The organism is Arthrobacter sp. E3, from assembly GCF_017353415.1.
Taxonomy (GTDB): Bacteria; Actinomycetota; Actinomycetes; order Actinomycetales; family Micrococcaceae; genus Specibacter.
In genome coordinates, this window is record NZ_JAFMPX010000055.1 from 1 (window position 1) to 18,267 (window position 18,267).

Here is an 18,267-nt window from a genome sequence, read left to right on the forward strand (position 1 = left end):
TCTGGGGGTCCCTTTCTTGTTCACCGGCACCCACTTCTTCAGGGTGTTGCGATGATCAAACTACAGCTTAGTGCGGCTGCTGTTATTTGGTCGAACGACGGCGGAGCAACAGGAACGCTACTCCACCCAACAGCAGCAGTCCGCCGGCACCGCCGACTACAAACACCGAGCTCGAGGCCCCGGTCTTGGCAAGATGGCCGGTGTAGGCAGGGGGAGTTGCCGGTGCACTTGTCGGGGTCTGTTTGGTCGGCTGCTGCGTTGCCGGCGGGGCCGGGGCCGCCTCGACCGAGAAGGTCGAGGCGGCTGTCAGCGACTGAACGTCGTCGATGGTCTGGACAACAGTGACGGTGTAGCTGCCGGTGCCAAGCTTGGCGTCCAACGCCACGCTCCATGTACTGTCAGTAACAGTGGCACTGTACTTCTTGGCCCCGATTGTCACTGAGACAGTTGCCCCTTCAGTGTTGGTGCCGGAGATCACTGACGGACCCTGGTCGAAGGAGAACTTTTGACCATTGCCGGGCGAGGCAATGACGGGGGCTGCCGGAACCACATTGAATTGAAGGGTTATAGGCGTGGAGGCGTTCCAGTCCTTTAGTGTCTGCCGGGCCGAAACCGTGTAGTGGCCAACTTCCAAGCCGGGGGACACCTTGAATGACCAGGTGCCATCACCGCCAACAGTTGCTGTGCCTGTGACATCGCCAGTCAGCTCAATGTTCGCGCCGGGCTTGCCGGTGCCCTTGATGCTTATGACAGGGGCAGATGCCGTGCCGTTTTGGGTGGGTGCCGTGATGGCCGGGGTAGCCAGGGTCTGCTTGATGACTTCAATGGAGCCTGTTGTGGTCTCCGAGGTGCTGAAGCCATTCTTGGCTTGGGCAGTGACAGCGAAGGTGCCGAACGTGTTGGGTGCCTTCACCGTCCACGTGCCGTCGGCAGCCACGGCTGCTTCGGTGGTCTTCTTATCAATGGTGACGGCGACTGTGGTGCCCGCGGGGGCCCCTGCAAGACTGCCCTTCACGTCGGCCGAGCGGAAGACCTGCCCGGATGTGGTGACCTTGGGAGCGTTGAGGAAGATCTGCACGGAATACCCTGCCGTGTGCTTCAAGGCGTCGGTGAGTGAAACGCCATAGGTGATCGCATTCCCGCCGGCGTCGATCCCGCCGGCACTGATCATGCCGACTGCAAGTGTGCCGGCAATGATGGACCCACCGGAGTCGCCTTCGGCGGCGTTGAGGTCTGTGGAAGTAAAGCCTCTCACTGCACGAATGTCCTCCGGGTCTTCACCGGGCTTGGGGGCGTTGGGATCCTGGGGATAGTTCTTGCCGCCGACGAGGAATGCGCCAACTTCACTGACAGTGCCACAGGACCAGCCAGTTGTGCGGCCGGACTTGCAGATGGACGTGCCGAGGATCGCATCGGAAACGCCAGTCACCAGGGGGCCGGAGTTCTTCAAGGAAGCGGGAGTGCTCCAGTCGGTGACCTTGGGCAGCTGGGTCAGCTCCGAATTGATGCCGTCAATGACGGAGACGTCCGTGCCGATGTTGCCAGGGTTTTGCGTAAAAGGATCGATCGCCGGTGAGTTGTCGGGGCCGCCAAACTGCGAGAAGCCAAAGGTTCCCAACAGCACGGTTCCTTCGGCATCTGTGCTGGGACCGCCCGTGACTGCCGTGTCCGTGAGGGGGTTGGTCAGGCCAGCCAAAGACAACGATCCGTCATTGGAGCAGTGACCTGCAGAAATGACGGCAGGGTCGCCACCCTTGTTGAAACCGTTCCAGCCAATGCTGCACAAGCCACCTCTGCCTGTTGCGGGGTTAAGCGCGATGTAACCCTGGCCGTTGACAACGTCGCCAGCCAACGCACCGGCAGGTCCTTGTGCAGGCTCGACCACCACATTGGCGTACTTGGCAGCGAACTCGGTGGGGGAGGGCTGGGTGGCTTGCCTGAACGAACGCGGCGTTGCCGTGGGACTGGTGGTTGCTGCATCGCGGGTGCGGATGATGAATTTGCCGTTGGCGTTGATCATGATCGACTGCAGGTTTGCGGCGCCAAAGCTGGCTGTGTAGTCGGTAAACAGCGAGTCGACGTCGGTGGCAACACCTTTGCTGGACGAAGAAACAGAGGGCGCAGAAGGCACTGAAGGGGGCGGTGTAACGGCGACCTTGCTGCTTCCTGCCGCAGCCTTGGCAGCGTCCGGTGCGGTTGTTTGGACGTTGATGGTGTCGCCGTCGAGCGACACAACGGTTGCTGGATCTGTTGAGGCAACCTTCGCCTGTATGTCAGCTGCAGTGGTGGCCAAGGAGCTTTGGCTGTTGAATTCTTCGACACTGATGCCCAAGTCGCGCTTAAGTGCGGCATCCAGCCCTGGCGGCAAGGAGGCCGCTGTTGCAGTGGCTGTCGGAGTGGCTGCCGGAGCCGGTGCTGCCGCCGTCGAGCTTGAGATGACGGGCGGTTCGGGGGATGGTGCCGCCGACGCGGCCCCGCCGAAGGTGCCGCCGATCAGAACGGCAGTTGCGGCGCAAGCCGCCGCGGCGCGCCGAAGGAAGGCGCGTTTGATTGCTTGCATGCTGTGGTCCCCCTGAAGAAATGAAGTCGTGACTGCCAAGGCTCACAGGCACTTTAGTATCTGCGTCAACCGCAAAGACCCTGTTAGCGCTCAAGGCAGTGCACGTCAACGGTCAAGCTACCAAGTGGATCTGCACCCGGCAATAACAAGTCTTATTATGTCGTGAACTGGTGGTCCCATCCCACCATCGGCCGGTCTGGCCGGACAGCCTTTGGACGCTTTACAATCGGCGGCCTGAAGCCACGTATCCTAGGAGGGTGAAGGTTCTAGTGATTGGCCCCGGAGGCCGCGAACATGCCATTGTCCGCTCGTTGCTTAGCGACCCCAACGTCAGCGAGGTGCACGCGGCTCCAGGCAATGCCGGAATCGCAGCCATTGTGCCCACTCACGACGTCAACGCCAGCGACCCTGCTGCCGTTTCGGCGTTGGCGTTGAAACTTGGAAGCGACCTGGTGGTTGTGGGGCCTGAAGCGCCGTTGGCGGCTGGAGTGGCCGACGCCGTGCGGGCTGCAGGGATCCCGGTTTTTGGTCCCAGCAAGGAAGCTGCGCGGCTTGAAGCTTCGAAGGCATTCGCCAAGACCGTCATGGCGGAGGCCCAAGTGCCCACGGCCATGGCCAGGGTTGCTGTCAATGTACAGGAAGCGGAGGATGCCCTTGACGCCTTTGGGGCCCCTTACGTTGTCAAGGACGACGGTCTGGCTGCAGGCAAGGGCGTTGTTGTCACCAACGACCGTGCAGAGGCGTTGGCTCACGCACAGTCCTGCTTCAAGGTGGGTGGCACTGTGGTCATTGAGGAATTCCTTGACGGCCCCGAGGTCTCCCTTTTCGTGTTGGCTGACGGGCGAACGGTTGTCCCGCTGGCGCCGGCACAAGACTTTAAGCGCATTTTCGACGGCGACGAAGGCCCCAACACCGGCGGCATGGGCGCGTACTCCCCGCTCGAGTGGGCGCCGGCAAACCTGGTCCAGGAAGTCATCGACAGGGTGGCCCAGCCCACCATCGACGCCATGGCACACCGCGGCACCCCCTTCATTGGTGTCCTGTACTGCGGCTTGGCTCTGACCAGCCGTGGCACACGCGTCATCGAATTCAACGCCCGCTTTGGTGACCCGGAAACCCAAGCTGTCCTGGCCCGCTTGAAGACCCCCCTCGGCGGCGTCCTCATGGCGGCAGCCAAGGGGCAACTCGATGAGATCGAGGACTTGCGCTGGTCGCCCGAGACGGCTGTCGCCGTCGTGCTTGCCAGCGAAAACTACCCCTCGACACCACGGACCGGAGACAAGATCCGCGGGCTTAAGAAGGCGAACAGGCTCGACGGCGTGCACGTCCTTCACGCGGGCACAGGTGCCGATGCGTACGGCAATACCGTCAGTGCGGGTGGCCGAGTGCTGGCCGTAGTGGGTATGGGCGTTGATCTTGAGGATGCACGCGAACGTGCCTACGCAGGCATTGAGCAAATTTCCCTTGAAGGCGGTCAGTACCGCACGGACATTGCAGCCAAGGCCGCACGTGGAGAAATCAACGTGGCGGACACCGCCACACAGCCATAAGGACAAACCGACCGATGAATTCTGCTATCCCCACAGCCACTGTCCTGCCCGGCTGGACACACATTTACTCGGGCAAGGTTCGCGACCTCTACGTCCCCAGCCCGGAGCAGACTGTCGGGTCCCCGTCACTTGAGAGCCCGTTCGCCGGACGTGACGACGTGGTCCTGGTGGTTGCCAGCGACCGCATCAGTGCCTTTGACCATGTGCTTGCCAGCGAGATTCCTGACAAGGGCCGGATTCTAACCGGGTTGAGCCTGTGGTGGTTTGAACAGCTGAACGTGCCAAACCACTTGGTGGCCACCACCGTCGAGGATGGTGTGCCTGCACAAGTGGCTGGTCGAGCCATGGTGTGCAAAAAGCTGCAAATGTTCCCTATTGAGTGTATCTCCCGCGGCTATCTCACGGGTTCTGGCCTGCTGGAATACCGGACCTCACAGACTGTGTGCTCCCTGCCGTTGCCAGCTGGGTTGAGCGACGGTTCACGCTTGGAGGTAGCCATCTTCACTCCTTCAGCGAAGGCTGAGGTGGGTGAACACGATGAGAACATCAGCTACGAAACCATGGTCGAAACGGTGGGCGCCGAGGCTGCTTCAGCGTTGCGCAACCTGACGTTGGAGATCTACTCCCGCGCCGAGGAAATTGCCCGGGACCGCGGCATAATTTTGGCTGACACGAAGGTGGAGTTTGGCACTGATCCGGCCACCGGCATTATTACCCTGGGGGATGAGGTACTGACCCCTGACTCTTCGCGTTTTTGGGACGCTGAGCTGTGGGCGCCAGGCAAGGCGCAGCCCAGCTTTGACAAGCAGTTTGTGCGAGACTGGCTGGCCAGCCCGGAATCAGGCTGGGACAGGTCTTCTGACACTGCACCGCCGGCTTTGCCCGCGGGAATCGTGGAGCGCACCCGCGCCCGCTATGTCGAGGCCTTTGAGCGGCTGACAGGCGCCACGTTCGTCTAAAAAATCAGTACGTCTAAACCGTCAGTACGTCTAAATAGAGGGATGTTCAGCGGAGCCAGCAGTCGAGCTTAGACGGTCGTTGCCTTGAAGACTTGCCAAGTGCTCCTTGGCAACTTCTGCTCTATCCATGGCGCCAGCCTGAATGTAGCTGTCCAACGCCTGCTGATATGCGAGTATGGCCTCGGCAGGAAATTCGGCGGCTTGCAACGCCGTGCCGTGAAGCAAGGCACTGTCCCCGGCAATATGCGGAGCCAGCTCATCTTTTTGCGCTTGAATGCTGGCAAGTAGTTCGAGGGCCTCAGCCAGTTCCCCGTTAAGGTAGTGCCAGCGGGCACGCAGCAACGACACTTCCAACATTTCACTCACCGTGGCACCTACTACGGAGTGTGCCAACTCGCTGCGTTCAATGGCCTGCAGCGTGGCAGGATCCACTACTCCGGCCATCAACCGCACCCATGCCGTCGCCTTGTTGAACTGGGCCCAGCGGGATAGGTCAGTTGCCGGGGAAAGCAGCCGCCCTGCTTTTGCATGGTGCTCAAGGCCCGCGCGGATGTCATGGCGGATGAACGCAACATTGCCAATGACCCAGTGGATCTCCCCAGCCAGCTGAGTAGGGGTCTCGTCAGTGACAGCGGCGGCCAACACCAGCGCGTGCGTCCATGCTTCGTTGAGGCGCCCCGCTTCCGTGAGGGCACCAATGAGCGTTTGCAACGCCATGAGGTAGGCGCCAAATTCTTCGGCGCTGTCCCCTGAACCTATTTCCACGGCCTTGGTTGCGTGGAAAATTGCTTCTTGCAGGCAGCCTTGAGCCAACATCGCTGCTCCCATGACCTGTTGTGCCCGCAGTGCCAGTGCATCGCTTTCGATGGTCAGCGGGTGATCCAACAACGTCTTGAGTACGGTGACTGCTTCGGCGTTCTCCCCGTGTTGCATCAGCGAATTCGCGGCCAGATACGACATGTTCCACCACGTCACAGGATCCTTGCTGGCTGAGGCGTACTCGGCGGCCAGCTTCGCGTTGGTGGCGGCACCGAGGTAGTCACGAGTGTCCCAGCTTTGCCGTGCACAAAGAGACAGGCGAAGGGATTCGCTTTCCTCGGCAGAGACAGTGTGGGCCCATTCGGCAACGGAGGAGGGTGTCAGCTGAAGTTGGCTTGCCAGCTGTCGGATGATGTCGGAGGTGGGCTCTCGATGAGCGTTTTCCAGCAACGATATGTAGCTGGCGGAATAGAATTCCCCGCCCAGTTCCCCCTGAGTCAGATTCCGTGACAAACGTTCTTGCTTTAGTCGGTCACCAAAACTGCTGCCCACGCTACTGCTCCTCGCATACTGGTTGTTGAGCCGTTGGCTCAACTATAGGGGGTGGATGGGGAATAAATCAGGGACGAATCAAGTTACCACTTGTCAAAACATAACAGAAATTGTCACACGGTATTCTGCGCACCTACTCAATTTGTCATGGCACTGCGACCCCGCCACATAGTGTGAGCTTGAATAGACGGGCATGGCCATCGCTGGCAACAAGTGTAAATGCGTCGGAGTCTGGTGCCAACGTTACTCCGGGGTAGAGCGAACGCGGGTTGTCAAAGGCGGGAATGTAGTCGGTGCCAAAGTCCAGCAGGTACGTCACGCCCTGGCGTTTCGCCGCCGCGCACACCTGTTGGTCGCTGCCGATCCGATTGAGCCAGAAACGCAGCGTGTACAGATCCGGACTCAAATCCCCCTGCGAGCTGTAAGGGAAGAGCATTGTCCGGTTGGCCAGGGCCATGGCCAGGGCCGATCCGTTGTACGGGTTGTTGGCGATGACGTCCTTTGTGGTGGTGTAACTGTCCAGCCGGTGGATCAAAGCCAATTCATGGGCGTCCACCTGCGCCAACCCGTCAGGCTCGGCAGGCACGTTGTACATGATGCCCACCTGCCCCTTCATCTGCCACAGCCCGGGATTGCTGAAGGCAAGCACGACGACGAGGCCCGCTGCCGCGCTCATCGTCACGTTCTGCTTCCACCGGGCAGGGCGTGCCAAAGTGGCTGGGAACCGGACTTTGAGCCAGTCGACTGAGCGCACCAAGCCCAAGGCTGACAGCGGCACGGCAAGCAGCGGCATGAGGGCGGCAACGCGTTCGGGATTGTCCCACCAAGGGGCCATGGCGATATTGGCTGGCGCAAAATCCATACCTGCGGTAAGTGGGTAGGTGAAGGACAACAAGAAGAGCGATGCGGGCAGCCATTGCAGTCCAGGTAGGCGGAAGCCCGTCCGTGCGCCCACCAAGACGAGAATTGTTAGTGCCAATGCCGGGAACCAAATAGGTGCTGGTGCGTGCGTGAAATTACGCAGTAGTGCCAAGGGAAAGGAAAGGAATGCTGGGCTGGTGTAGTTGAACAGGCTGCGGATTTGCGGCAATGCCAATAGGGCGACGGCGACGGCTGCCAGTGTGGCGATCAGCAGCACCACGCGGTTCAAGCCGTGGCGGTGTGAGCGGCGAAACCCAGTACGCAACCAGGCGTAAAGAAGGTAGCCAAGCAGCGGCGTCAAAACCAAAAGAATGCTGAACACACCATTGGGTTGTGCTGTGACGGCCCCCGGAAGGAACAACACCACCACGGCCAAGGCCTGGACTGGTTCCAGCCCGGTGTGGGCGGAGGGGCGGATAATTAGCAACACGAGGCCTATGCCCACGGGTACCAGGGCATTCGAGAGCGAGTTCGGGTAGGCGGAGCCGTACTGCAGCAGCAGCCAGGGGAAGGCCGGGAAGGCGGCGGCAAGGGCTCCTGCGCAAACCAGCAGCAGGAGACGGGTGCCGAACAACACTCGGGTGAGGAAGACACAGCTCAGCGGCCACACCACCCCGGCCACTGCCAACCACATAATGTTGGTGGCCGCAGGAATGCTGATGTCCGTAAGAATCACCAGTAAACTACTCAGCCCGTGCCATGCGCCAGGATAAAAAGCGGACTTGACGGTGGGCAGGATGAAACTGGAGATGGCAAACGAAGAGGCGTTGGAGGTTTTCACGGCGTAGGCAGTGGCGTTCAAGTGGAACACTGAGTCGTATCCCTGGGTGAACTGTTCAGGGTTGCCGGCCACCAGGGTGAGCAACGCTGTCGTCATGGCCAAAGCCGTGAGAACACCAATGGTGGCAGCGCCAATTCCTGCCCCGGGCTTTCCCTCGGATGCCGGTGCAGCAAGTCTGAGGACGGGGATGAAGCGGTGGGCTGCCCAAGCTGCTGCGGTGGCAATGGCTGTGCCCAGCAGCACCACAGGGATGTTCCAAGGCAAATGGATCACAGGTGCCACGACGGCGCTGACGGCGAGCACGGAAACTGACACGGCTGGTGTCAGGCAAAAAGCCATGAGCCCGCGCACACGAAGTGCTGTCAACACTGCGGCACCGGGCAGGGCGAGGATCAACAGCGCCACCATGAAGGCCGGCAGCGCTTCAAACCAAGAAGTCACCCCAGCATCCCTACCAGCAGATGCCTAAACAGGATCAAACCTTTTTGACAATGCTTGACTTGAGCTTCATCGGGCCGAAGCCGTCCACCTTGGCATCAATGTCGTGCCCGTTGACAGGGGTGATCAGCCGGATGTTGCGGACCTTCGTTCCAATCTTTAGGTCCTGCGGGCTGCCTTTGACCTTCATGGTTTTGGTGATGCTGACGGTGTCTCCATCGGCTAGGACATTGCCCACGGCGTCCTTGACGATAGTTGCCTGCTCAGTCTCGGCGGTCTCCTGATCGGGTGACCATTCGTTGGCGCATTCAGGGCAAACAAGCAGCTCTCCCAGCTCGTAACTGTATTCACAGGCACAAACGGGGCAAGGGGGAAGTGTGTCACTCATGCGCTCCATCCTAGCCGTTGCGGCTCTTGCTGGGCTGGCAAGGCATAGGATCAGCACCATGAACGGTGATGAAGGCGGCGTTGAATATCACAGCAATGCGCTGCGAGGTCCCGCAAATGCGTTCGGTCTTGCACTGGCAGGCGGACCTCTGGAACGGCTGCTTGATGGGCGGAAACGGCAGGTCTTTGCCAATCTGCCGGAGACGGTGTTGGAGATTGGCCCTGGTGTGGGAGCCAACTTCAGGTACATGCATACAGGGACAAAGGTGCTGGCTGTGGAGCCGAATTCTGCCATGCATTCCAGACTGCAAACTGCAGCACGAAGGTACGGTATTGAGCTGGAGTTGCACTGTTCCGCGGCAGAGGCGCTGGATGTGCCTGACGGATCCGTTCCAATGGTGATTTCAAGCCTTGTGCTGTGCACAGTGCAAAACCCGTCAAGGGTTGTGGCCGAAATTCTGCGGGTGTTGGAAACCGGGGGAAGGTATGCGTTTGTGGAGCACGTCGCTGCGGCGCCGGGAAGCCGGTTGCGCCGATTGCAGCACACTGTGCGCCAGCCCTGGGCGTACTTCTTTGAGGGCTGCTCCTGTGAGCGTGAACTGTCAGCGCTCATTCGTGCTGCCGGGTTTGCCGCCGTCGAACTTGTTGAGTATTCCGCCGGGCCCCGGTGGCTGCCTGTGCATACCCAGATCTCCGGGGTAGCGGTGAAGTAACCAGGCGTGCGGAGTTGGGCAGGAATGAGAAAAGCAGCGACATCCAATGGATGCCGCTGCTTTTATCTGGTCGGGGTGACAGGATTTGAACCTGCGGCCTCGTCGTCCCGAACGACGCGCGCTACCAAGCTGCGCCACACCCCGATCCGCTACTTTTCGATTATCCGTGAAGATCTGGAAAAGCAACCACTAAAGACTAGCGGACGGAGGCCGTGATCGCGAAATCGGCCGGTGGGGTGGCCTCAACGCGGCAGAAGCTAGGCGGCTGCGGGTTTGAATGTGACGGTGCCGTGCTCGCCGCGAAGGACCAGCGAGTCCATGTTCAACGTGTAGTCCAGCGGGGTGGAGAAGAACGTGCTCACCCATTTCTCGTAGTCGCTTTGCGGGCTCTGACAGCCCATCTGGGTCATCCCCATATTGGCGACAATGAACTGCTTGTCCGTGACCGTCACTGAGCCCATGAGCGTGTTGCACGGCGTCGTGGAGGAGAAGGACAGCACCCCATCCCGCTCCATTGTCACCAGAGTGAAGGGGTCGCTGCCCACCCAAGCCAGCTCGCCCGTCGCGTCGGTGCCACTAGCTGAGCTCAAGTTCAGGCAGCTAAAATCCTCTTCCGTTGCCGGAATGCCACCTGCCACCGGCGTGCAGTCAGCCTGCGTGGGGTTCGTCAGGTCCGTGTCGTTGCCAACCGTGGCGGAGGGGGCATCAGCGGCCGGTGTGCCTGCTGCTGTGGTGCTGCAAGCGCTGGCGAACAGCAGCGCCATGGTTGCGCCCAGAAGGACCAAATATTTCTTCATGGTGATATGCCCTTATTTTTTTGCGTCAGCGGTTCTCAGGCTCTGACGGACCAATCGTTGACTGAGAAGTATATGCCGCTCTGTCTATGACTTTGCTGTCAGGGTCAAAACTACTGCTTCCGGCCTGCAGGCGAAACGGAAGGGGGCAGTGCGTGCGGTGCCGATGCCCGCGGAGACGTTGACCGGCGTCGTACGTCCTTGGGCGTCCCAGTCGTTGAGGCCGCGTGCACGCCACGTTGGGAGGTCGCAATTGCTGACCAGGGCCCCGTAGCCAGGCAGGCAGACTTGGCCTCCATGGGTGTGGCCAGCCAGGATCAGGTCAGCGCCGTCCGCCGTGAAATGGTCAAGGACCCGCTGATAGGGGGCGTGGGCAACTGCAATCTTGACGTGCGGGGCACTGGCCTGCGTTGACGATCCGCGCGGCCAGCCGGCGTAGCGTTCCCGGTTGAGGTGGGGGTCATCGACGCCGCTGAAGTCGAAACGGATGCCCTTGAGCGGGATCGATTGGGCACGGTTGCTCAGGTTGACCCAGCCACCAAGGCCAAAGCCAGCGTGCAACGCGTCAGTATCCAGTGGAATGGGATGGTGCCTGCCGCTGGTATTCAGCTTGGACGGTCCGGCGAAGTAGGCGAAGGGGTTCTTGAAACTGGGGGCAAAATAATCATTGGATCCCGGCACAAAAACACCAGGAAAGTCCATGAGCGGACCCAGCGCATCCAGCAGGGGAGCGATGGCCTCTGGATGGCTGAGATTGTCCCCGGTATTGACCACCAAGTCAGGTTGCAATGAGGCCAGCTCCCGCAACCAGCGAATCTTCTTGCCCTGCCCCGGAGACAGGTGGATGTCTGACAGATGCAGCACCGTAAACGGGGCCGAACCGGGGGGAAGGATCGCCAGCGACTCGTCCCGGATGTCGAACCAATGGCGCTCAATAAAAGCGCCGTACGCTACGGCTCCGGCACCTGCTGCGGCGGCAAGCCCAACCGCCGCGGCAACGGTGGAAAAACGGGACGGGGCTGTATGCGTGCGTGACATAAGAACTGTGCTCTAATCCTTCTTCTTATCGTCGTTTTTTTGGTTGGCGGGCTTGTCCGGCTTGTTGTCGCCGTTGTTCCCGTTGCCACCATTCTCGGGCTTGGCCTGCTCGACTGGCTTGGGTGCGATTACCACAGGAGGGTTGACCATGCTTTCCGGCGGCGGCGCAAAGCCGCCAACGTCATAGGCGCCGGCCACTTGGTTCATGTAGCCCTGCCAGGTCCTTCCGGCATAGGTTGCTCCATCAACATAGGGAATGCGCTGCCCGGCGATCAACAGACCGTTGGAGGACCGTCCGCCGAGATCAGGGTTTCCGAGCCATGAGGCAGTTGCCAGGCCCTTGGTGAAGCCCACGGTCCACGTCTGCTCGGACTCGTTTGTTGTTCCTGTTTTGGCGGCTGCAGGGTACTGCAGAGGGATGGTGTAGCCGGAACCGCGAATCAGCACTTCCTGTAGAACGGAGGTGACGCCGGCAGCAACCTCGGGCTTGATGGCTTGGTTGCAATTTGCGCTGGGAACCGGGAACTTGTCGCCCTTGGCGTTGGTGATGGAGACCATCGCGACGGAGTCGCAGTGGATGCCGCCAGAGGCAAAGGTGGCAAACGCATTGGCCATGGACATTGGGGAAACGGGGTCATTGCCGATCAAGTTGCGGGCGAAGGACATGTCGTACGGTTTTTTGGGGTCCTTGCCGTCATGAATGCCCGTCGCGGTCATCATTTTTTGAATGTTGCAGAAATCCAACTGTGCAGCCATGGCAAAAGTTGCAGTATTCAGTGAGTTGTACAGTCCTTCGCTGGCCGTGAGGCGCCGGTAATAGGCGCCGTTGGGGCCATCGGCGTTTTGCAGGTCCGCTGACCCATTGCCGGCATTGCTGTCGTAGTCGCTGGAGGTGGTTCCACAACTGTTGATCCAGGGGAACGAGAGCGGGTATTTGCGTACCGAACCGTCGACAATTTCGTTGATTTTATGGCCGTCATTCAGCCATTCCGCGAAAGTGAAGGGCTTCATCGTTGAACCTGTGGCGAAACCGCCGGCACCGCCAAGCTCGTTGCCCTTGGCGTCGAACATGTCAACGTTGAAGTTGTATGTGTTGGCCCACTGGCCCTTCGGCGGTGACAACTTGGTATTCTGCGCCATGGCAAGGATCTTGCCGGTGCCAGGCTGCACGGTGACCAGCGACTGGCCAACCTTGTCGGGGTTGTTTTCCATCGGGATGATGTCGTGGATTTGGGCCTGCGCGGCGTCCTGCAATTTCGGATCCAGGGTAGTGGTGATGGTCAGCCCGCCCTGCTGCAGCATTTTGAGGCGGTCATCGGCAGTCTTTCCGTAAGCCGCGTCGTTGAGGATCAGGTTAGTTACGTATTCACAGAAGTACTCGGCCCGCACGGCAGTGGTGCAGCCGTTACGGTTGGCACGGATTTTCAGACCGATGTCGGCCTTGACGGCGTCTGCGTGCTGTTTCTTGTCGATCATGCCCTGCTCCAACATGTTGTCAAGGACCAGGTTGCGGCGCGCCAGCGCGTTTTCAGGGTTGGCTACCGGGTCGTAGACGGTGGGGCTGTTCACAACACCGGCAAGCAGGGCGGACTGAGCCAGGTTCAAGTCCTTCGCATGGGTGCTGAAGTAAAAGTCGGCGGCTGATTCAATGCCGAAGTTGCCGTTGGCGTAGAGCACCCAGTTCAAGTAGCCCTGCAGGATCTCATCCTTGGAGTACTTCTTCTCGATCGCGATGGCGAGCTTGATTTCGCGCACCTTCTCGCCAATGCCCTTGTCGGAGCCGAGCTTGATCTTGTCATATTCACCATCGGCAGCGTAAGTCTGAATGATGACGTTATTCACGTACTGCTGGGTAATGGTGGAAGCGCCCTGCCGGCCTCCGCCTTGGACCATGGAACCAACTGCACGCATCAGGCCGCGAGTGTCAATGCCGCCGTGTTCGTAGTAGCGGGAGTCCTCCACCGCAATGATTGCGTTCTTCATGAACTCCGAAATGTCCGCGAGTGGCACTTCGGTGCGGTTCTGATCATAGAACGTGGCCAGCACGGAGCCGTCGGCAGCAAGAATTCGCGAAGACTGTGCCGGGGTTCCTACATTCATCTCATCCGGAAGGTCGTCAAAGAATGAAATGGAGGAGGTCGCCGTGGTACCGGCCAGCGCCGCAGCCGGAACCATAAGTCCTGCCACAAGAACACCGCAAACGGTGCTGATACCAAGGAAGAGGACCAATTTACCGAGCGTTGTGGCGGTATCGAAAATGGGGTGTTTTTTTGCTGCCATTTTCACAGTTTAGCGGCAGGGGATACGCTTTGATGTATGACCAAATGGGAGTACTCTACGATTCCGCTAATTATCCACAATACGAAGGCGATTCTGGACAGCTGGGGTGACGACGGCTGGGAGCTGGTTCAGGTCGTTGCCGGGCCTGATGGCCGGGGCCTTGTCGCCTACCTCAAACGAGAGAAGGCATAACCGTGGAAACCGCATCAAATCAAGGAACTTCACGCATTGAGGCGCGCCTTGCAGAGCTGGGCCTGAGCCTTCCTCCTGTTGCGGCGCCAGTGGCCGCCTATGTGCCGGCAGTCATTTCAGGCAACCATGTTTACACTTCGGGGCAGTTGCCCTTTATTAAAGGAAAACTCACAGCCACCGGCAAAGTTGGTGCGGGCGTGTCCGCTGAGGACGCAAAATCCATGGCCGCAACAGCCGCCATCAATGCCCTCGCCGCACTGAAGAGCGTCATTGGTGATCTGGACCGTGTGACTCGAATCGTCAAGGTCGTGGGGTTCGTGGCCTCAGACCCGTCCTTCACCGGCCAGCCCGGTGTCATCAACGGTGCTTCCGAGCTGCTGGGCGAAGTATTTGGTGAGGCAGGCGTACACGCACGCTCCGCCGTCGGGGTATCAGTATTGCCCTTGGATTCACCCGTTGAGGTTGAGTTGGTTGCCGAGTTCCAGTAGCAACCCCGTAGGTGGGCGCCCCTCCAGCATGCGTCGCTTTCCACTCAACGCTGATCACCGGGAAGCGGCGCAGGCTTGGGCCGACTTTGGTGAACGTACGCCCAGTAAACCGCGGCATGCCTCCTCGGTGGTGTTGTTGAAGGACAGCCCCAGCGGGTTGCAAACATTCATGACCTACCGTCCGGGTGGTTCGCCGCTGGGCACCGTAGCGTTCCCCGGTGGCACGGTTGAAACCGCGGACGACGACGTCACGGACTGGGTGGGCCCCTCACCCGTCGCATGGGCTAAGAGTCTGGGCACAGATGATATTAGTCTGGCCAAGCGTCACGTCGTGGCAGCCATCAGGGAGATGTTCGAGGAAACGGGCATCCTGCTAGCCGGGCCCGACGCCTCCTCACTGGTGGAGAGCATCTCCGGGCAGGAATGGATGCGGGCCAGGGAATCCATAGCCACGCAGGAGTCCACGTTCGGTACTCTGCTTGAACGGTACGGGCTGGCCTTGCGCACAGACCTGTTGAAACCGTTGAGTCATTGGACCAGCCCGGACTTTGCGCACCGACGCTTCGACGTGCGCTATTTTGCCGCTGCGCGGCCCGTGAACCAAGAACTCTCGCTGCTGAGCAGCAAGGGTGTGTGGGGCCGCTGGGTGAGTGCCGCGGAAGTCGTCGCTGCCCGGGGCGGCTCAGCGCTGGGCGATGAAATCGACCAGCCCAACACCGTCGGCATGCATTTGGAAGAACTGGTAGTGCCGGGAGTGGAGATCATTCTGGAGAAGATCGCCGCCGCCCGAGGCTGCATTGCGTACTTGAACCACAAGCGACCCATCAACAAATACCAGCCGACACTTGTGGTTGATGCTGATGGGCAGTTCTGCCTCGAAGTTCCAGCCACGCCAGCATCAGAAGGTGCCGCCTGCCGGGAACGCTGACCTACCTACCGACGCTCCAGCACCTTTAGGGGTCTTTTACATAACGCTTTTGCGCTTGTGGAAACGGAGTGCTCGGCGCTGCAGGAGCGTCTTGGATTCTGCGCCGGGAAATGCAGGAGCGTTTCGGTTTCCACACCGGAAGGTGCGGAAGCGTCGGTAGGTGGGGGCTAGCGGGAGCGCTGGCGCAGGCGGTTGACGTCGAGGATGACCACCGCGCGGGCTTCGAGTCGAAGCCAGCCGCGCTGGACAAACTCGGCCAGGGCCTTGTTGACGGTCTCCCGCGAAGCGCCGACCAACTGGGCCAGTTCTTCCTGCGTGAGCTCGTGTGCCACAAGAATGCCGTCAGTGGCAGGACGGCCGAAGCGGTCGGCCAAATCCAGGATGGCCTTGGCAACGCGGCCGGGAACATCGGAGAACACGAGGTCGGAAAGGTTGTCGTTGGTGCGGCGCAAACGGCGTGCCAACGCCTGCAGAAGCTGCATGGACACTTCTGGGCGGTTGCGCAGCAGGGCCTTCAAGGAATCATTTTTCAGCCCGGCCAAGCGGGTTTCAGAAACTGCTGTGGCTGTGGTGCTCCGGGGTGCCGGATCGAAGAGCGCCATTTCACCGAACAATTCGCCCGGACCGAGGATGGCCACCAAGGACTCACGTCCGTCGGAGGAGGTGCGGCCCAGCTTCACCTTGCCGGAGACAATGAAATACAACTGGTCGCCCTGATCGCCTTCACGGAAGACCGACGCGCCGCGGGACAAGTCAACTTCGGCCAGTTCGTCAGTCAGAAGGCGGAAAGCCTCGTCGTCGAGCGTGGCGAAAAGTGGTGCCCGGCGTAGTACCTCGATGTCCATGAAAACTCCTTGCAATATGTACTTAATTAGTTGTTACCTAATACTGATTGTTTCAGACGTTTTATGTTTTTGTGACCAATTTGGCATTACAGGCGTTCGTTCCCAGCAAATTGTCAGTTTGGTTGACCAAGAATCCCAGACTTCGCACGGACTGCCCCGGTATCATGTGGTTCTGGGCCACAGCTTGTGCGCTGCAATGACAACGATGGGCCAATGCCCGGGAGGAGCTTCACACAAGAGTGTCTGGTTACTCCTGGCTTGATGCGGTATTGATCCTGTGGTTGCTGTGGCAGCTGATATACGGTCTGAGGTCAGGGCTGGTTGTTGGGCTGGGCGGTTTGGCGGGTTTTGTGGCGGGCGCAGTGGGAGCATTTTTTGCCGCACCATTTGTCAGCCAATTCGCCCCAAGCCCGGGCTGGCGGACAGCCATTGTCATTGGCTCCACCCTTTTGCTGATTGCCGTAGGGCATGCCGTGGGCATGCGGCTGGGGCGGGCTTTGGGGCGGCGGGTAAATTCAGACTCAGTGCGGGCAGTGAACAGGGTCCTGGGCGGGGCGTTAAACGTCGCGGTGGGTGCGCTGGCCATTTCCGTACTGGCGTTTGGCGTGTCGAACCTGGGTATCCCGCTAGTTTCCCAACAGCTCAGCAATTCGCGGGTGATTTCCGCCATCGACACCTGGACCCCAGACCCCGTCAAGTCCGCAGTGGCCGAAATCCGTTCGCTTGTCCTGGATGAAGGCATCCCGGCACTGTTGAACCCCGCTGGCCCCAATGTAGAAGTTGCAGCCCCCCACGCAGACACCAACACCTCCGCGTGGAACAGTGCCGCTGCGTCGGTCATGAAGATTTCGGGGACCGCGTTCCAGTGTGGCCAAAACCAGACCGGAACGGGCTTTGTGGTTTCTCCCGGACGAGTGCTCACCAACGCTCACGTGGTGGCGGGTGTGTCCATGCCGGTGGTGCAAACCCAAAAGCAGGGGGCACTGCCGGCTCGGGTGGTATATTTCAACCCCGTCCATGACTTGGCCATTCTCGCCGTCGACTCGCTGGAGGCGGCGCCGCTGCCCATAGCAGGTACGGTGCCGGGCAACACCGCGACGGCGTTTGCCGGGTATCCGCTGGGCGGTCCACTGCAGGTGCGCCCAGCCACCGTGCTGTCCTCTGGGCCCTTGCTGGTTCCGGACATCACCGGCAGCGCCAAAGCCGTAGTCGACGTCTACCAACTGGCAGGCAACGTTCAGTCAGGGAACTCCGGCGGACCTCTGCTGGATCAGGACGGGCGCATCGTAGGCGTGATTTTCGCCAAGGCCACTACCGACGCCAACGTGGGCTTCGCCCTCACCATGGAGGAAGCCGGACCCGTGATTACCGCAGCACCCCTGCTCAGCAGCGCCGTGGAATCAGGCACCTGCAAGGTGGGTTGACGCTTAGGCCTGCGCGAGTGCGAGGACCTTGTCCAGGACGCTCACAGCCAGCTCATAACCGTGCACTCCTGCGCCAACAATGACGGCGGTACACACGGGCGACAAATACGAATGGTGCCTGAATTCCTCGCGTTGATGCACGTTGGAAATGTGAACTTCCACGGCGGGCAGTTCCACCGCGGCGATCGCATCCCGCAGCGCTACCGACGTGTGCGTGTAGGCGCCAGCGTTGATGACGATGCCCACAGCGCTGCCTCGCGCCGCATGGATGGCATCCACTAGGGCCCCTTCGTGGTTTGACTGCAGACACATGGCGCCGAAGCCGGCAGCCTCGGCAGCAACCGTGGCGAGATGTTCGACGTCGGACAGGGTGGCCCTGCCGTAAATCTCCGGTTCGCGGGTGCCCAGCAGGTTCAGATTGGGTCCATTGATAATCAGCAGGGTGCCGCGGCTGGCAGCGGGGGTTGGAGTCATGGGTTAATAATGCCCCATTGGGCTGCCTGCCGGGCCCGCCGTGGCTCCCGGCGGCCTGAGATCGAAGCAGCTGGGCGACACTGTTGCCTCTGGTCAAACGTGTAAGCAGATAGGAAAAACACAAAAAAGCGCAGCGTGCGTGCAACCCGTTCCGGGTTGCACGCACGCTGCGGGGGGGGGGGTC

16 protein-coding genes and 1 tRNA gene are annotated in these 18,267 nt (G+C 60.2%); 7 read left to right on the forward strand and 10 right to left on the reverse strand.

From position 1 onward, the window contains the following. Nucleotides 1-82: 82 nt before the first annotated feature. Complete coding sequence (locus JMA46_RS15880; protein WP_207346320.1) at nucleotides 83-2,560, reverse strand: LPXTG cell wall anchor domain-containing protein; 2,478 nt, start codon at nucleotides 2,558-2,560, stop codon at nucleotides 83-85. A gap of 257 nt (nucleotides 2,561-2,817) precedes the next feature. On the opposite strand from JMA46_RS15880, the gene purD reads away from it, so the two are divergent. Both purD and JMA46_RS15890 read left to right on the forward strand, forming a co-directional pair. Continuing rightward, the gene (purD, locus tag JMA46_RS15885) at nucleotides 2,818-4,110 is read left to right on the forward strand and encodes a phosphoribosylamine--glycine ligase (RefSeq protein ID WP_207346321.1); all 1,293 of its coding nucleotides are present in this window, start codon (nucleotides 2,818-2,820) and stop codon (nucleotides 4,108-4,110) included. Nucleotides 4,111-4,124: 14 nt separating this feature from the next. Continuing rightward, on the forward strand, nucleotides 4,125-5,069 hold the full coding sequence (locus JMA46_RS15890; protein WP_207346322.1) for a phosphoribosylaminoimidazolesuccinocarboxamide synthase: 945 nt from the start codon (nucleotides 4,125-4,127) through the stop codon (nucleotides 5,067-5,069). A gap of 30 nt (nucleotides 5,070-5,099) precedes the next feature. Here the strand turns inward: JMA46_RS15890 and JMA46_RS15895 are convergent, their stop codons facing one another. The 3 genes from JMA46_RS15895 to JMA46_RS15905 form a co-directional block, all read right to left on the reverse strand. Beyond that, entirely contained in the window at nucleotides 5,100-6,380 is a 1,281-nt protein-coding gene (locus JMA46_RS15895) for a helix-turn-helix transcriptional regulator (RefSeq protein WP_348770197.1), read from the reverse strand. A gap of 145 nt (nucleotides 6,381-6,525) precedes the next feature. Continuing rightward, nucleotides 6,526-8,523 carry a DUF6541 family protein gene (locus tag JMA46_RS15900; protein WP_207346324.1) on the reverse strand — a complete coding sequence of 666 codons (1,998 nt, stop codon included), beginning with the start codon at nucleotides 8,521-8,523 and terminating at the stop codon, nucleotides 6,526-6,528. Nucleotides 8,524-8,557: 34 nt separating this feature from the next. Beyond that, a complete protein-coding gene (locus JMA46_RS15905; RefSeq protein ID WP_207346325.1) occupies nucleotides 8,558-8,908 on the reverse strand; it encodes a zinc ribbon domain-containing protein YjdM in 351 nt (116 codons plus the stop codon). Between the two features lie 58 nt (nucleotides 8,909-8,966). Between JMA46_RS15905 and JMA46_RS15910 the strand changes: the two genes are divergently transcribed. Further along, nucleotides 8,967-9,620: a class I SAM-dependent methyltransferase gene (locus JMA46_RS15910; protein WP_207346326.1), complete on the forward strand. Its 654-nt coding sequence runs from the start codon at nucleotides 8,967-8,969 to the stop codon at nucleotides 9,618-9,620. A gap of 67 nt (nucleotides 9,621-9,687) precedes the next feature. On the opposite strand, the gene JMA46_RS15915 is transcribed toward JMA46_RS15910, so the two are convergent. From JMA46_RS15915 to JMA46_RS15930, 4 genes are all read right to left on the reverse strand, one after another. Beyond that, nucleotides 9,688-9,764: transfer RNA gene (locus JMA46_RS15915), tRNA-Pro, on the reverse strand. A 113-nt stretch (nucleotides 9,765-9,877) separates the two neighbouring features. Further along, the gene (locus JMA46_RS15920; RefSeq protein WP_207346327.1) at nucleotides 9,878-10,417 is read right to left on the reverse strand and encodes an META domain-containing protein; all 540 of its coding nucleotides are present in this window, start codon (nucleotides 10,415-10,417) and stop codon (nucleotides 9,878-9,880) included. Between the two features lie 84 nt (nucleotides 10,418-10,501). Continuing rightward, nucleotides 10,502-11,452, reverse strand: a complete 951-nt coding sequence (locus tag JMA46_RS15925; protein ID WP_207346328.1) for a metallophosphoesterase — start codon at nucleotides 11,450-11,452, stop codon at nucleotides 10,502-10,504. A 12-nt stretch (nucleotides 11,453-11,464) separates the two neighbouring features. After that, nucleotides 11,465-13,732, reverse strand: a complete 2,268-nt coding sequence (locus tag JMA46_RS15930) for a transglycosylase domain-containing protein (protein WP_207346329.1) — start codon at nucleotides 13,730-13,732, stop codon at nucleotides 11,465-11,467. Nucleotides 13,733-13,768: 36 nt separating this feature from the next. Here JMA46_RS15930 and JMA46_RS15935 point away from each other — a divergent pair, with 36 nt between their 5' ends. Genes JMA46_RS15935 through JMA46_RS15945 form a run of 3 tightly spaced genes read left to right on the forward strand, consistent with a single transcriptional unit; the run spans nucleotide 13,769 to nucleotide 15,340 of the window. Continuing rightward, nucleotides 13,769-13,924 (forward strand): hypothetical protein, encoded by a 156-nt coding sequence (locus JMA46_RS15935; protein ID WP_207346330.1) that lies wholly within the window; start codon nucleotides 13,769-13,771, stop codon nucleotides 13,922-13,924. Nucleotides 13,925-13,926: 2 nt separating this feature from the next. Next, nucleotides 13,927-14,412, forward strand: a complete 486-nt coding sequence (locus JMA46_RS15940; RefSeq protein WP_348770198.1) for a RidA family protein — start codon at nucleotides 13,927-13,929, stop codon at nucleotides 14,410-14,412. Nucleotides 14,413-14,440: 28 nt separating this feature from the next. Further along, entirely contained in the window at nucleotides 14,441-15,340 is a 900-nt protein-coding gene (locus tag JMA46_RS15945; RefSeq protein ID WP_207346331.1) for an NUDIX hydrolase, read from the forward strand. 167 nt (nucleotides 15,341-15,507) lie between these two features. On the opposite strand, the gene JMA46_RS15950 is transcribed toward JMA46_RS15945, so the two are convergent. Then, nucleotides 15,508-16,185, reverse strand: coding sequence for a Crp/Fnr family transcriptional regulator (locus JMA46_RS15950; protein ID WP_207346332.1), 678 nt, complete (start codon nucleotides 16,183-16,185; stop codon nucleotides 15,508-15,510). Between the two features lie 239 nt (nucleotides 16,186-16,424). Between JMA46_RS15950 and JMA46_RS15955 the strand changes: the two genes are divergently transcribed. Continuing rightward, nucleotides 16,425-17,609 (forward strand): MarP family serine protease, encoded by a 1,185-nt coding sequence (locus tag JMA46_RS15955; RefSeq protein ID WP_207346333.1) that lies wholly within the window; start codon nucleotides 16,425-16,427, stop codon nucleotides 17,607-17,609. 3 nt (nucleotides 17,610-17,612) lie between these two features. Here the strand turns inward: JMA46_RS15955 and aroQ are convergent, their stop codons facing one another. Further along, nucleotides 17,613-18,083, reverse strand: a complete 471-nt coding sequence (gene aroQ, locus JMA46_RS15960) for a type II 3-dehydroquinate dehydratase (protein WP_207346334.1) — start codon at nucleotides 18,081-18,083, stop codon at nucleotides 17,613-17,615. Nucleotides 18,084-18,267 lie beyond the last annotated feature (184 nt).

Coding starts and splice junctions, on each gene's coding strand:
- JMA46_RS15880 (WP_207346320.1), bottom strand. CDS start 2,560: ATGCAAGCAATCAAACGCGCCTTCCTTCGGCGCGCCGCGGCGGCTTGC.
- JMA46_RS15890 (WP_207346322.1), top strand. CDS start 4,125: ATGAATTCTGCTATCCCCACAGCCACTGTCCTGCCCGGCTGGACACAC.
- JMA46_RS15905 (WP_207346325.1), bottom strand. CDS start 8,908: ATGAGTGACACACTTCCCCCTTGCCCCGTTTGTGCCTGTGAATACAGT.
- JMA46_RS15910 (WP_207346326.1), top strand. CDS start 8,967: ATGAACGGTGATGAAGGCGGCGTTGAATATCACAGCAATGCGCTGCGA.
- JMA46_RS15920 (WP_207346327.1), bottom strand. CDS start 10,417: ATGAAGAAATATTTGGTCCTTCTGGGCGCAACCATGGCGCTGCTGTTC.
- JMA46_RS15925 (WP_207346328.1), bottom strand. CDS start 11,452: ATGTCACGCACGCATACAGCCCCGTCCCGTTTTTCCACCGTTGCCGCG.
- JMA46_RS15930 (WP_207346329.1), bottom strand. CDS start 13,732: ATGGCAGCAAAAAAACACCCCATTTTCGATACCGCCACAACGCTCGGT.
- JMA46_RS15935 (WP_207346330.1), top strand. CDS start 13,769: ATGACCAAATGGGAGTACTCTACGATTCCGCTAATTATCCACAATACG.
- JMA46_RS15945 (WP_207346331.1), top strand. CDS start 14,441: ATGCGTCGCTTTCCACTCAACGCTGATCACCGGGAAGCGGCGCAGGCT.
- JMA46_RS15950 (WP_207346332.1), bottom strand. CDS start 16,185: ATGGACATCGAGGTACTACGCCGGGCACCACTTTTCGCCACGCTCGAC.
- aroQ (WP_207346334.1), bottom strand. CDS start 18,083: ATGACTCCAACCCCCGCTGCCAGCCGCGGCACCCTGCTGATTATCAAT.